The organism is Candidatus Pantoea bituminis (assembly GCF_018842675.1).
Classification (GTDB): Bacteria; Pseudomonadota; Gammaproteobacteria; order Enterobacterales; family Enterobacteriaceae; genus Pantoea; species Pantoea phytostimulans.
The window spans coordinates 421,088-434,295 of record NZ_JAGTWO010000005.1 but is presented as its reverse complement, the minus strand read 5'-3'; the positions used below and the strand labels follow the sequence as shown (position 1 = coordinate 434,295).

The 13,208-nt window shown below is 50.1% G+C and carries 11 protein-coding genes and 2 pseudogenes; 4 read left to right on the top strand and 9 right to left on the bottom strand.

The window, feature by feature from the left end:
* Positions 1-31 precede the first annotated feature (31 nt).
* The 3 genes and pseudogenes from KQP84_RS24565 to KQP84_RS24555 all read right to left on the bottom strand — a co-directional run bounded on the left by KQP84_RS24565 (position 32) and on the right by KQP84_RS24555 (position 3,635).
* Complete coding sequence (locus tag KQP84_RS24565) at positions 32-1,534, bottom strand: sugar ABC transporter ATP-binding protein (RefSeq protein WP_215848672.1); 1,503 nt, start codon at positions 1,532-1,534, stop codon at positions 32-34.
* 16 nt (positions 1,535-1,550) lie between these two features.
* On the bottom strand, positions 1,551-2,591 hold the full coding sequence (locus tag KQP84_RS24560; protein ID WP_215848671.1) for a sugar ABC transporter substrate-binding protein: 1,041 nt from the start codon (positions 2,589-2,591) through the stop codon (positions 1,551-1,553).
* A gap of 64 nt (positions 2,592-2,655) precedes the next feature.
* A pseudogene (locus KQP84_RS24555) lies at positions 2,656-3,635 on the bottom strand (TIM barrel protein).
* Positions 3,636-4,062: 427 nt separating this feature from the next.
* Here KQP84_RS24555 and lplA point away from each other — a divergent pair.
* Positions 4,063-5,079 (top strand): lipoate--protein ligase, encoded by a 1,017-nt coding sequence (gene lplA, locus KQP84_RS24550; RefSeq protein WP_215848670.1) that lies wholly within the window; start codon positions 4,063-4,065, stop codon positions 5,077-5,079.
* Between the two features lie 222 nt (positions 5,080-5,301).
* On the opposite strand, the gene KQP84_RS24545 is transcribed toward lplA, so the two are convergent.
* The 6 genes and pseudogenes from KQP84_RS24545 to KQP84_RS24520 form a co-directional block, all read right to left on the bottom strand.
* Positions 5,302-5,877 (bottom strand): TerD family protein, encoded by a 576-nt coding sequence (locus KQP84_RS24545; RefSeq protein ID WP_215848669.1) that lies wholly within the window; start codon positions 5,875-5,877, stop codon positions 5,302-5,304.
* A 79-nt stretch (positions 5,878-5,956) separates the two neighbouring features.
* Positions 5,957-6,535, bottom strand: a complete 579-nt coding sequence (locus tag KQP84_RS24540) for a TerD family protein (RefSeq protein WP_215848668.1) — start codon at positions 6,533-6,535, stop codon at positions 5,957-5,959.
* 58 nt (positions 6,536-6,593) lie between these two features.
* Complete coding sequence (locus KQP84_RS24535) at positions 6,594-7,637, bottom strand: TerC/Alx family metal homeostasis membrane protein (RefSeq protein ID WP_215848667.1); 1,044 nt, start codon at positions 7,635-7,637, stop codon at positions 6,594-6,596.
* 34 nt (positions 7,638-7,671) lie between these two features.
* The gene (locus tag KQP84_RS24530) at positions 7,672-8,127 is read right to left on the bottom strand and encodes a tellurite resistance TerB family protein (protein WP_243079159.1); all 456 of its coding nucleotides are present in this window, start codon (positions 8,125-8,127) and stop codon (positions 7,672-7,674) included.
* 16 nt (positions 8,128-8,143) lie between these two features.
* Positions 8,144-9,310, bottom strand: a pseudogene (locus KQP84_RS24525) (TerD family protein).
* Complete coding sequence (locus tag KQP84_RS24520) at positions 9,310-9,894, bottom strand: TerD family protein (RefSeq protein WP_215848719.1); 585 nt, start codon at positions 9,892-9,894, stop codon at positions 9,310-9,312. Before KQP84_RS24520 ends, KQP84_RS24525 begins: the two are co-directional and overlap by 1 nt.
* A 306-nt stretch (positions 9,895-10,200) precedes the next feature.
* Between KQP84_RS24520 and KQP84_RS24515 the strand changes: the two genes are divergently transcribed.
* The 3 genes from KQP84_RS24515 to KQP84_RS24505 all read left to right on the top strand — a co-directional run bounded on the left by KQP84_RS24515 (position 10,201) and on the right by KQP84_RS24505 (position 13,205).
* On the top strand, positions 10,201-11,124 hold the full coding sequence (locus KQP84_RS24515) for an ATP-grasp domain-containing protein (RefSeq protein WP_215848666.1): 924 nt from the start codon (positions 10,201-10,203) through the stop codon (positions 11,122-11,124).
* 175 nt (positions 11,125-11,299) lie between these two features.
* A complete protein-coding gene (locus KQP84_RS24510) occupies positions 11,300-12,436 on the top strand; it encodes a phosphoribosyltransferase domain-containing protein (RefSeq protein WP_370661516.1) in 1,137 nt (378 codons plus the stop codon).
* A gap of 4 nt (positions 12,437-12,440) precedes the next feature.
* On the top strand, positions 12,441-13,205 hold the full coding sequence (locus tag KQP84_RS24505) for an HAD family hydrolase (protein ID WP_243079427.1): 765 nt from the start codon (positions 12,441-12,443) through the stop codon (positions 13,203-13,205).
* Positions 13,206-13,208 lie beyond the last annotated feature (3 nt).

The window sequence follows — 13,208 nt, the reverse complement described above, 5'->3', positions numbered from 1 at the left end:
CATGGCCTTTAAATAAATGCAGGTGAAAAACTCAGGCAGTTTGGTCTACATCTTTAATCGCAAAACGGGCAATGTTATCTTCCGTTATTGCATCACCCTGTAATTCTTTCGTGATTTTCCCTTCTCTCATCACCAGAACGCGGTCAGAAATACGGATGATTTCGGTCATTTCCGAGGAAACAACAACTATCGCCTTACCCGCTTTCGCCAGCTTCTCAATCAGGTTATAGATTTCGGACTTGGCACCAATATCAATTCCCCGGGTGGGTTCATCAAATAAAAAGACTTTTGCATCGGCGGCGACCCAACGTCCAATAATCACTTTTTGCTGGTTGCCGCCACTGAGCGTACCGATGGTTTTTTCAATATCCATAGGACGCAGTTTCAGATCACTCATGACCTCATGCGCCACACGGTTCAGTTTGCTTTTATTAATCAGGCCCGCCAGCGTGAAATTACCCATTGACGGTAACGCCATATTCATTTTTACGGCGCGCTCTTTGATGATGCCCTCTTTCTTACGATCTTCCGGTACTAATCCAATACCCGCTTTGATGGCGGCACTGACATTGTGATTGCGCACCGCATTGCCATTCACCAGCACGCTGCCGCTGCTGCGCTTATCAATGCCGGCGATCAGCTTCAACAGTTCTGTACGGCCTGCGCCCACTAAACCGGCAATGCCAAGCACTTCACCGGCTTTAACGCTGAAGTTGGCCGGCAAAACATCATGGCCGCGTGCCAGGTTCTCAACGCGCAATACTTCCTGATCGGTCACGTAAGAATTATGATCGAGCCTTTCAATCTTGCGGCCCACCATTTTGGCGACAATGCTCTCTTCATCTTCATCGCAAATATTCACCACGCCAACCTGCTTGCCATCACGCATGATGGTAGCGCGATCGCAGACTTTGAAAATCTCGTTCATCTTATGCGAGACGTAAATCAGCGACACGCCCATCGCTTTTAAATCGGCAATCAGCTCCGCCAGGCGATCAAACTCACGGGGTGTCAGGCTCGATGTCGGCTCATCCATCGCAATGATTTTGGCGTCTTCCAGCATAGCGCGGGCAATTTCTACGATCTGCTGCTGCGATACCTTGAGATTTTTGATTGGCTCGTTGGGATCGATGGTCGGATCCAACTGCTTCAAAATCAGTTTGGCGCGCGCCAACTGCGCTTTTTTATCAACCCATAAACCCTTCGCTTTGGTCAACGGGCGGCCAAGAAACATATTCTGGGCAACAGAGAGTTCTGGAACATGCTGTAACTCCTGATGAATCATGGCGATGCCAGCATGACGGGCGCTGAGCGGATTCTTCATTTGTACCGTTTGGCCGTTAACGCTGATCTCGCCACCGTCAGCCGCACGAACGCCAGAAAGGATATTCAGCAGTGTTGATTTCCCCGCGCCGTTTTCACCAATCAGTGCATGCACTTCACCGGGCTTCACAGAAAAATCCACATTTTGTAAAGCAGCAGCACTGCCATAGGTTTTGGTAATGCCGCGCATCATTAAGCGATACTGTTCCATACCCTCTCCGCCTGACTTATTGCTGGGCCAGAAGCTGGCGCAACGTGTTGTTATCTTTGGTCGAAAACGCCTCAACATTCTCTTTGGTGATCAGCGCCTGAGGCGTAGAGACAACGCGAGAGATTTTCTGACCGTTGATCAGACGAATCATGACGTCCATTGCCACTTCACCCGTTAATACCGGGAAGCTGTCGACGGTGCCGGTTAGCTCACCGCGTTTGATGGATGCATAGGCGTCTGAGATACCATCGGTACCAAATACCGCAACCTGCTCAGATTTGCTCAACGAACGCACGGCTTCTACTACGCCAAGCGCCATGGTGTCGTTGTTTGCGTAAAAACCAATCAGATCAGGATGCTGCTGCAAAATGGTGGACGCGGCGTTGTAAGCCTGCTCACGACTCCAGTTGGCGGGGACGCTGGCAACAATGTTGAATTTGCCATTAGCTTGTAGCGTTTCTTTGAAACCTCCGGTGCGCTGGCCAGCCGCATACACGCCCGGCTGCCCTTCAATCACCGCCACTTTGCCGCCTTGCGGATGGTGTTGAATAAACCACTTGGCCACGCGAACGCCGTTATCTTTTTGCACGTTACCGACGTAGTGCTGTGCATTTGGCATCACGGCATCGTTGACGTTTATCACCGGAATATTTTTACTTTTGGCCGTTTCCAGTGCGGGTTCGAGGTTGATGTCTGTTTGTGGCGAAACCAGCAATCCATTGAAGCCCTGAGAAATCAGCGTTTCCGCGATGGATAACTGTCCCATTTGATCGTCTTCATTCGCGGCCGCCTGATACGCCACGGTAAATCCCTGTTTTTTGGCTTCGTTCTGATAACCCTGACCCAGCGAGCGCCAATATTCATTGGTCAGCGTTTTTGATACGCCACCAATTTTCAATGCTTTATCTGCTTTCGGCAGCGCGCCATATTTGCTTTCAAGTTGCGACCAGTCTGTACGATCCGGTTCGGTGTCTGATTTTAAGGGTGCCAACTCAGCAGCATAAACTGTTGAGCAGAGCAGTGATGAGGCAAGTACAGAGAGTAATAATTTCTTCATTTTTCAGCCTTTTAGTCTCAGCATGTGGGGTACAACTTTTCTCTTTATGACGAGCAGAGCATGTTTATTTGGCGAACATAATGTCATTAACGATCTGTTGCGAGGCGACGGCATCCTGACGGCTAATAGCGTCTAGCAGCGCCGGGTTATCGTGCAGTTTTTCACACAGCTTCAGCAAATGAAGCACCGTGGTGATATTGGTTTCCGCTTCACGGATTGGATCCAGACCGCTGGCATCCGGGAAGGTGTCAAAGTAGTAAGCACCTTTATAACCATCGCGCTGCATCTGCCAGAGGAATTCCAGCGTGGCGCGTGGATTTACAGAACCCGCCATCAGGCCATCATCACGTTTGCCCCAGCCATCGTTGAGATCCAGGCCTAACAGTCGTGAACGACGGGCAACCATCGCAGCGGCATAAGCAGGGATTTCATTAGCGAACAGCACGTGGGCGAAATCCAGGGTAATACCGAGGTTCGGGCAGCCCGCTTCTTCCACTGCCAGCAAACAGGTGGTGGCATTCGGAAAGATACTGTAGGCGCGCGGCTCGTTGGGTTTGTATTCGATACTGACATCAACATCTGGCGCATATTCAGCGATTTCACGTACTGCGTTGACCGCGTCTTCCCAGATTTTTTGTAATCCGCCTGGAAGCAGTAGTCGAAACCATCTTGCCCCATCCACAAGGTCATTAGCGTTGAGCCAAATTCACGTCCCGCATCAATGCCACGCTTGGTCAGTTCAATCGCTTCACGACGAATTGCCGGGTTCGGGTTAGTGAATGCACCAATTTTGAACTGCGGCGCATCCCAACGCATCTGCATGCCATTCACTGCCAGGCCTGCATCTTCGATTGCCTGTCGCATGGTTTTGATATCAGTGGTCATATGTTGCGGATAATTCAGGTCGAGATGTGTTAATCCTTTGACCTTACCGGCGCGAGCAATCATCTGCAGGACTGATGGCTTTCCCTGTAGGTCTGGCCAGTAAAGGTTTGCTCCAGAGGCAAACGAGTTAAGGCGTGTAGCAAATTTCAGTTCCGACATAAGGATTAACCCTTCAAAATTAGATTGTGATGTACTTTCCAAGTTCACGACATACCGTGAAGTTATATAAAATCTACCTTTACCCAAATAATAAGCAAGCGTAATTATGTGCAGGTGTTGTTTTTGGGATGTGCTTCACAAAGCGTGCAAGAGCAGCGGAAGCCCCGTTATTTCTGGCACACGAAAAGCGCAGCGGTACATAACCGACCGTTTTTTAATCCAATGCAGTTAGCTGCGCGATTATTTTATGGAGGGTTTTCAGTCGATTTACTTCACAAACTTGCACCAAGTTGTTGAGCAGCGATCTCTTTTGAAAAATTATTCGCGGCCAAAAGGGGTGAAGCATGATAATGGCGGACGCTTGCGGCACGCCGGACTCATCCGTGCGTTCTGCAACACTTACTCTCTCAAGGAACTGGAGTGATATATGTCCACATTGCGTTTACTGTTATCGGAATCGAATGATCCCTGGTTCAACCTGGCCGTTGAAGAGTGCATATTCCGCCAGATGCCCGCGACGCAACGGGTTCTGTTTTTATGGCGAAATGCAGATACCGTGGTGATTGGTCGCGCGCAAAATCCGTGGAAAGAGTGCAACACCCGACGAATGGCGGAGGACAATATCAAGCTAGCGCGTCGCAGCAGCGGCGGGGGCGCGGTGTTTCACGATTTGGGTAACTGCTGTTTTACTTTTATGGCGGGCAAGCCGGAGTACGATAAAAGCGTTTCTACCGCCATCATTTTGCGTGCTTTGACAACGCTGGGTGTGCCTGCGGAAGCCTCTGGTCGTAACGATTTAGTGGTTAACACCCTGGATGGGATGCGTAAAATTTCAGGTTCTGCCTATCGTGAAACCCCCGATCGCGGTTTTCACCACGGCACAATTTTGATGAATGCCGATCTTTCGCGCCTGGCGGATTACCTTAATCCTGATATCAAAAAATTGCAGGCCAAAGGCATCACTTCTGTGCGCTCTCGCGTAGCGAACCTTGAGGAGTTGGCGCCCGGCATCAGTTATGAACAGATCTGTTCCTCCATCATTGATGCCTATTTTGAACATTTTGGTGAGCAATGCGCACCCGAATATATTTCACCCGATGCATTGCCTGACTTGCCTGGTTTTGAACAGCAGTTCGCCAAACAAAGCAGCTGGGAATGGAATTTTGGCAACGCCCCGAACTTTTCTCATTTGTTAGATACGCGTTTTAGCTGGGGCGGCGTGGAAATTCACTTTGATGTGGAACGTGGGATTGTCAGTCGGTGCCAGATATTTTCCGATAGCCTCAATCCTACGCCGCTTGAAACGCTGGCGGTGCGGCTACAAGGCGTGATGTATCGTCGAGACGCTTTATCCGAACAGATGCTGCAATTAAAAGCTGAGTTTCCTGAACAACACAATGAACTTGATCAGCTGGAAGCGTGGCTAATTGAAAGTGTGAGTTAAAGCCTTACTCTTCACTGTTAGTATCTTTTAAAACAATAGCATGCAGGTGTTTTGGAACGCTATGCTATGCGGTTTCTCAAAGGATGCTAAAAAATAGCTTCCCTTATAAAATAAAAAACCGGCCCTGAGGCCGGTTGTCTGTTTAACGCAGAATCCACTTTTGCAGGATTTAGATATAAAAAAGCCCTGTCCTATTGGACAGGGCCTGATACAAAAGATGACTTAAACAGAGACACCGTGCTGTGATGCCAGTGCTGACAAGCCACCCGCAAAACCTTGACCAACCGCTTTAAATTTCCACTCACCGTTGTGGCGATAGAGTTCGCCAAACACCATTGCCGTTTCAGTGCTGGCGTCTTCAGAGAGGTCATAACGCGCGATTTCGGCGTTGTTGTCTTCGTTAACAATGCGGATATAAGCATTGGAAACCATACCGAAGTTCTGCTTACGCGTTTCTGCATCATAAATAGTGACGGCAAAAACCGCTTTCTTCACTTCTGCAGGGACGTTGTTCAGTGCAATTTTAACCTGCTCATCATCGCCTTCGCCTTCACCGGTGCGGTTGTCGCCTTGGTGCGCAACTGAGCCATCTGGGCTGGTCGCGTTGTTGAAGAACACGAAGTGTTGATCGGACAGTACTTTACCGTCATCACCGACCAGAAATACTGATGCATCGAGGTCGAATGCCTGTCCGTCAGTCACACGAGCATCCCAGCCAAGACCCGCGATCGCTTTGGTCATGGTTGGGGCTTCTTTGGACAGGTTAACGTTACCGCCTTTCGAGAGATTCACTGCCATTGTGTTATTCCTCTTTGCTTTTCACTTAGGCCCGGAGTCACTCTCCGGGCAGGATTTAACTGCTTAAAACACCCTAATGTTAGGATGCGTTAATACCATATTGAGCACAGACAGAAGCCAGACCACCGGCATAACCCTGGCCTACCGCGCGGAACTTCCAGTCACCGTTGTGGCGGTAAAGCTCACCAAACAGCATTGCGGTTTCGGTGCTCGCATCTTCAGACAGGTCATAGCGTGCGGCTTCAACGTTGGTGTCGTTATTGACCAAACGGATGAAGGCGTTAGCAACCTGACCAAAAGATTGACGGCGCGTGGTGGCGTCATGGATGGTCACAACAAACACGACTTTGGTCACTTCAGCCGGGACTTTATTCAGTTCAATGATCAGTGATTCGTCATCGCCGTCACCTTCACCGGTACGGTTGTCGCCGGTGTGGGTCACTGAGCCGTCAGAAGAACGTAAGTTGTTATAGAAAATGAAGTCCTGATCGCCGCGGACTTTGCCCGCATCAGTTAACAGGAATGCGGAAGCATCAAGGTCGAAATCCTGACCATCAGTGGAACGGGTATCCCAGCCGAGGCCGATTTTCACGTTTTTCAGTGAAGGATCGACTTTTGCCAGAGAGACGTTTCCGCCTTTAGAGAGAGTCACTGCCATGTTGTTTTCCTCATCAATTCATTGTGCATACTGCGTATGCTTCTGTTAGAGGCGCGACTTACTCGCGCCCTTCTTCTTTCTCTTCTTCTTTTCCTGGGAAAAGCAGACTTGCAATGATACCCAACGCCAGTACGCCCATGACGACATACAGACTGGCGGTTGCGCCGATCGAATAGCCGTGATGGAAGAAGTGTTCCGTTGCATTCAAGCCCAGTTTCACTGCAATAAAGAACAGCAGAACAATAACGGCTTTTTCCAAATGCACCAGATACTGCTTCAGGCCTTCAAGCACGAAGTACAGGGTACGAAGCCCCAGAATGGCGAACATCATCGCACTGTAAACAATCAGTGGCTCACGGCTTACCGCGATCACCGCCGGTACCGAGTCGAAAGCAAACATAACATCTGAAAGTTCAACGACAGCCAGACACAACAGCATTGGTGTTGCATAGCGGGCTGCTTTGGCCACACGACCTATTTGAACATCTGCGTTCTCAGGTTTTGCCAGCTCTTCATCCACTTCCTTCTGGCTTATGACAAACGCATTGCCTTTGAGTTTCGGCCAGATAGGATAAAAACGTTTCACCATACGGTAGGCGAGGTGCTGAGAGTAATCTTCGATCTCATCATCGTTACCGCCACCTTTAAGCATCATTACTGCTGTCCAGCCTACAATGATGGCAAACACAACTTCCACCCACGGGCCTAACGCCAGCAGACCGGTACCGATGGCAACGAACACGCCACGGAAGACGATTGCACCGATGATGCCCCAATAAAGCACGCGATGGCGGTAGCGATCGGGGATAGCAAACCAAGAGAAGATAGCCATCATCACGAACAGGTTATCAACGGACAGCACCTTCTCAAGGGCGTAACCGGTAACAAACAGGCTAGCGACTTCGGGGCCGTGATGAATGTACAGGAAGCCCGCAAAGGCCAGCGCCATAAATATCCAGAAAACAGACCATGCGGCCGCGCTTTTCAATGAGATTGGCTTGTCATGACGGTGCATGAACAGGTCAATAAAAATGGCACCGACAGACAACAGCAGGAATACTGCTACCGTCTCAATCGGAAAGCCAATGTGGGTGGATTGCATGCATTTAACTCCAGGGATTGAAAATCAGTAACCGTTACAGACCAAATTCGCTGGTCTTGAAGCCCAGGGCTTCAATGATTTCGCGCGCGTTGGTTTTTTCGGTTTCATCAAAGTCGCCATCGCTTTTAGCCACAGCAATGCCCACGCGGACAGCAAGTTGCGCCTGCTCGGGCTTGTTTTTTAACGCAAGGATGTACTTCATGGTTTCGCCTTTGCCAATTTCGATATCGAAACTGAAAGAGGTAACCAGCTTGTTGAAAAAGTCGATGACTTCCGTGGTATCGAAGATGCTCAGCTCTGGCGACTCACGCAGGAAACCGATCATTTTCTGTTTTTCTTCCGGGCTGACGCCGTCGCTTGCTATCGCAATTCGGGCACATACGGCTACCGTACCTTCAAGGAAAGCGCGGTTCTTATAGCGGCCAACCTGCTTGGTCAGTTCGGCGCGGCCAGAGTTAAAACTCTCTTTCAGCTTGTTGAAAAAGCTCATTAAAATACCCTCTTAGTTACTTAGAGCCTGACTTCCAGCGGAATCCCCAGCCGAAAGCCTGATCCATATCCTGATGACCACCAAAATAGCGATTGATGCGTTCAACACGGATTGCACCAGATTCGTTGACCAGGCGCGCAATGGCGCACATGGTTTGGCGATTATTGCCTTCGGTCAGCAACGTCTCGATAGGTGGCTGGCCAGGCACATGCATCGTGACGATGCCATCTGTGTTTTCCCAGCTTGGTACACCTTCAAAAATAAAGGCGAACACCAACACCTCACGCACGTTTTTCCACTCAGCGCCGTTGATGTGGATCCATTCCCCGTCGCTGACCGCACCGGTGCGATCGTCACCCTGCAATTTTACATAGGGCGAACCGTCTAAATTGCCGAAGTTATTACCCAGCGCCTGAATAATGGTGCGCTGCCCATCGGCAAGTTCAACATAGGCGGCAAGATCGAGATCGATGCCTTTATTGTTATTGAACACGCCGCTGAAAAAGCCTTTTTGCTGGGCTCGCTGGAGCGTTTATTCCAGTTCAGGTTGATGCGGATCAGACCGTAATCATCTTTCTTTTTCAGGCTGATGGCGGGCTTTTCTTTAGTCAGGCTGACTTTGCTCAGATTCACCGCTGGTGCTGGTGCTGGCGCTGGCGCTGGCGTAGGAGCCTGAGCCGGTGATGCCTCATCAGCCACATCAATACCAAAGTGCTCAGCAAGCGGTTGCAGACCTCCGTTGAAGCCTTGCGAAACGAAGCGGAATTTCCATTCATTGTTACGGCGATAAAGCTCACCCAAAATCAATGCGGCTTCGCTACGTCCCGCAACATCGACGTCGCAGGTCAGCAAGACATTGCCGACTGATTCGACCTGAATCGTGAGACGCTGAAGTTGTGCGACAGTTTTACCTGCCTCACACGTCACCGTAAAAGCGACTTTTTGCACGTCCTGACGCAGCTGGGGCACGTTCACCGTGAACATGGTTTCGTTACCAGAAGAGGAGAGACGAATGGTTTTATCGTCATTCTCACGCTGGCCATAAAAAACCATATCCGCATCACCGCGTACTTTTCCGTTTTCGTGAAGTCGGAATGATGAAACATCGACCGGTATGCCGGAAGAGACACGAACCACCAGCGATTGATTAGGAACGGGGCATTGCCCCTGGCGTCAGGTTCATTAGCAACCTACCGCGGCTTTGATGTCGGGGATCATGTCGTTAATGGTGCTGCCACGGGAGATGTTTCCGTGTGCAGTGAAATTCCACTCTCCGCCGCTGCGGCGTAGAGACGCGATCACTACGGCTGTATGTGAGCCTTGCTCAGCCAGTTTGTAGCGGGCAAGTTCTTTACCTTGCTGATCGACCACGCGACAGAATGCATTATCAACATCTTTGAAGGTCTGACCGGTAAAGCTGTTAACGGTCAATACCAGATGTTCAACGTTAGACGGCAAGCGAGAGAGATCCGCGCTGATGACTTCGTCATCGCCATCGCCTTCACCGGTGCGGTTGTCACCACTGTGGCGGATGGAACCCTCTTTTGAATTCAGTTGGCGAAACCAGACGGTGTCCAGAACGTTACCGGCGCTGTCGAGAAGAATGCAGCTTGCGTCAAGATCGATGCTTGAGCTGTTTCCACCCAGAAGCCCACCCAGAAATCCCTTTTTCTTGGCAGGATCCCAGCCGAGGCCGAACTGAATTTGGGAAATTGCGCTGCTGGATTTAGCCAGCGAAATCGTCTGATTCTTACTTAAAGATACCATCATATCTCCTTACTGATTGGTGTTTTGCTGCAGTAAAAAAAGGCGATCATTTTGAAAGCCCGGCAATCATAACATGAGATTTTTCCCTACAACATAAAAATCATCGTATGATATTGTAAAGTTATTATTTACATGTTTTTAAAGACAAATAATAAAAACTACCGCTTTGAATTACAAAAAATACTTTCCCAAAACAGGGCCTGTTCAAATTATAGTCAATAATATCATGTTATGATTGAATTATTTTAAGCGGGTGCTTACACTGCATTTTCTCGTCCTCCGGCAAACTTTTCAGGGCTCAAAAAAATGGTCAAAACCAAATCCGTATGGTTTATGGAAGGCGTGTCTTCGCAAAAAGATATCTTGAATGCAGTGAGTGAAATGCGTGCGGCAGGTGGATATAACTTTGTCACGGTAGCTTCGCATCGATCTCACCGCCCGGAAATACTCTCTGAAGCTGACCATGCTTACATTGAGCCAGAGAATCCCGACGCGCTGATCCCGTTCATGAAAGCGGTGATCGAGAAACACAACGTTGTTGCCATTCATGCGGGCAAACGTGGCGCGCTGTATGAAGGGTTGCGACAGGAAATCGAAGCGTTGGGCGTGCGTTTAATCACCGGTGCTAGTCATCCAGCAACCTTTTTACTGGCCGATGATAAAGCCGCGTTCAGTGAGCAGATGCTTGCGCAAGGCCTTGCTGCTGTGCCTTCAGAGGTTGTCGCGTCATCTGAAGAAGTTTTGGCAGCCCTTTCCCGTTTGGAACACGCGGGTAAGCTTCCCTGTATTAAACCCGTAAGGGGTATATACGGCATGGGGTTCTGGATCCTTAAGAAAACCGCGCCAATTATGCAGATTTTAAATCACCCGGATTCACGCATCGTTCATCCTTCGGTCTTGATCAATACGTTGAAAATGGCCGAAGCCGCAGGTGAAAGCCTGCCGAAGCAAATCGTTATGCCTTTCCTCTCTTCACCCGAATGTTCAGTGGACATGCTGGTTGAGAAGGGAAACGTACTTTTGGCCGTATCACGCAGTAAAAGTGGATCGGTTCAGACGCTGGAAAACAGCGGCGCGGCTTTTGACCTTGCTTGCCAATGTGCGCAGACCATGAAAGCAGATGGACTTATCAATGTTCAGACGCGAACCAATGACAGCGGTGAACCTGTCTTGCTTGAGGCTAACCTGCGCCCTTCGGGGGAATTGGCTTCACGCTTCATTCTGGGGTGAATCTTCCCGGTATTTTTGCGTTACGTCAGCTCGATCTTATCAATGAGCACGACATTGCTGTTCACGCAGCCCGCTTCACCCGCGTTCAGGTTACACCGACCCATGCTGTTAAGCCGATTCCGGCCTGCACGGTCAACATCATTCATGAGATTTCGGCGAAAACTGAGAGCGTATAATAATGACTAATAATCCTCCCCAAACCGCTGGATTTGAAATGGCTGGCGGCACGCTGTCTGTTGTCACCCATGACACACTTCCGCTCACGTCACTCTTTGGCGTAGCGGAGCGTAAAAACCCTAAGCGGGCCTTTCTCTTTGTAAGCAAAGTGCTGGGTCGTCATATCCCGATTGCCCCTGCGACCATGCGCCAAACCTATTGCCAGTTAGCCGCACAGATTCCGCAGGATTTACCCGAGCCAGTGCTCTTTATTGGGATGGCTGAAACCGCGGTTGGCCTTGCCGCAGGCGTTTTCCAGGAAGCCAAAAAGCAACTGGCTCAACCGGTCTTTCTTACCAGCACGCGCCACCCAGTGTCAGGTGAACTGCTTTGTGAATTCAAAGAGAATCACAGCCACGCAACGGATCACCTGATCTATCAACCAGAAGATGCTGAACTGCGCAGCCGGGCGCTTAATGCCCGAACACTGGTGCTTGTTGATGACGAAGCGACAACCGGTAACACCTTCCTCAACCTTTTGCAGGCCTTGCGTGAAGCGGGCCTTGATGAAGTTGAACGGGTGGTGACGGTGACGATAACCGACTGGAGCAACGGTGACATTGCGAACCGTAGCCCTTTGCCCGTCGATGAAGTCGCCTTGGTTAAAGGTCGCTGGAGTTGGACCCCGCGCCCTGACGCGCCTGTTCCGGTCATGCCTTCTGTCAATGTCACCGCATCAGGTACTTCTCGCCTTTCTCCGTATCAGGATTGGGGCCGTCTCGGTATGGATGAAACCGAATGCCGTATTGGCACCCATATAGGGGCTGAACCAGCTGAAAAAGTGCTGGTATTGGGATCGGGTGAGTTTGTCTGGCAACCCTTTCTGCTGGCAGAGAGACTTGAGCAGCAGGGTTCAGATGTCCGCTTCAGTTCGCTAACGCGTTCTCCGATTGCAACGGGAATGGCTATCGAGTCCGTGATCGCCTTCAGTGATAATTATGGGCTTGGCATTCCTAATTACGTCTACAACGTGGCTCATCAAAAATTTGATCGCATTATTGTCTGCGTTGAAACCCCGGCTGAAACGGTTTGCCCTGCGCTGCTTAAGCAGCTCGCAAACGTTGCGCCACACGTTGAGGTGCTGACTTATGAATAAGCCTGTGAATCTGCCGGTTGTACTTTGCGATCTGGATGACACGCTGTTTCAAACGCTGCGTAAAATGAAAGATGAAACGCATCAGGAGCCGGTTCGCGTAGGGGCATTTGATCGACAAATGGAACCGCGAAGCTTCATGTCGCAAGAGCAAGCGATGCTGGTGGATTGGATGATGGCCACCGCTGAATTGATCCCGGTTACTGCTCGCGGAACAGAGGAGACAAGCCGCGTTGCGGTGCCGTTTACCTCCTGGAAAGTCATGACTCACGGTGCGGTGATCACCCGCCCGGATGGCAGCCTTGATCCTGAATGGGCTGCGCACGTGCTGAGCAATCTTGGGCCTTTACAGAAACGTTTGATCAATTACCGCCAGCAAATCAGCGATGCACTTGAGCAGAGTGGCATTGATGCCTGGTGTCGCATGAATCATGAATATGACGGCACGTCGGTCTATTTCGTGATGAAACATCGCGACAGCACCCGCATTGAAGAGCTTTACCGATTTAACCAGCAGATGATGGCAGTGCTGGATACCTCCGATTTCTATATTCACCAGAACGGCAACAATGTTGCCTGGCTTCCGCTTTGTATCCAAAAAGGATTAGCGGTGGACTGGCTGTTGAAAAAACTGCGTAGCGATCGTGGCGCTTTCCCAGTGATGGGGCTGGGAGACAGCTTGAGTGATTACACCTTCATGAAGCATTGTCACTGGTTCGGCATGCCATCGCGTAGCCAGTTTTCCGAAGCCATTCAACAAAAGCTGTTTTAGGAG

Bases quoted from the DNA above. Each gene is read 5' to 3' on its own strand.
- KQP84_RS24565 (WP_215848672.1), bottom strand. From the start codon at position 1,534: ATGGAACAGTATCGCTTAATGATGCGCGGCATTACCAAAACCTATGGC.
- KQP84_RS24560 (WP_215848671.1), bottom strand. From the start codon at position 2,591: ATGAAGAAATTATTACTCTCTGTACTTGCCTCATCACTGCTCTGCTCA.
- lplA (WP_215848670.1), top strand. From the start codon at position 4,063: ATGTCCACATTGCGTTTACTGTTATCGGAATCGAATGATCCCTGGTTC.
- KQP84_RS24545 (WP_215848669.1), bottom strand. From the start codon at position 5,877: ATGGCAGTGAATCTCTCGAAAGGCGGTAACGTTAACCTGTCCAAAGAA.
- KQP84_RS24540 (WP_215848668.1), bottom strand. From the start codon at position 6,535: ATGGCAGTGACTCTCTCTAAAGGCGGAAACGTCTCTCTGGCAAAAGTC.
- KQP84_RS24535 (WP_215848667.1), bottom strand. From the start codon at position 7,637: ATGCAATCCACCCACATTGGCTTTCCGATTGAGACGGTAGCAGTATTC.
- KQP84_RS24530 (WP_243079159.1), bottom strand. From the start codon at position 8,127: ATGAGCTTTTTCAACAAGCTGAAAGAGAGTTTTAACTCTGGCCGCGCC.
- KQP84_RS24520 (WP_215848719.1), bottom strand. From the start codon at position 9,894: ATGGTATCTTTAAGTAAGAATCAGACGATTTCGCTGGCTAAATCCAGC.
- KQP84_RS24515 (WP_215848666.1), top strand. From the start codon at position 10,201: ATGGTCAAAACCAAATCCGTATGGTTTATGGAAGGCGTGTCTTCGCAA.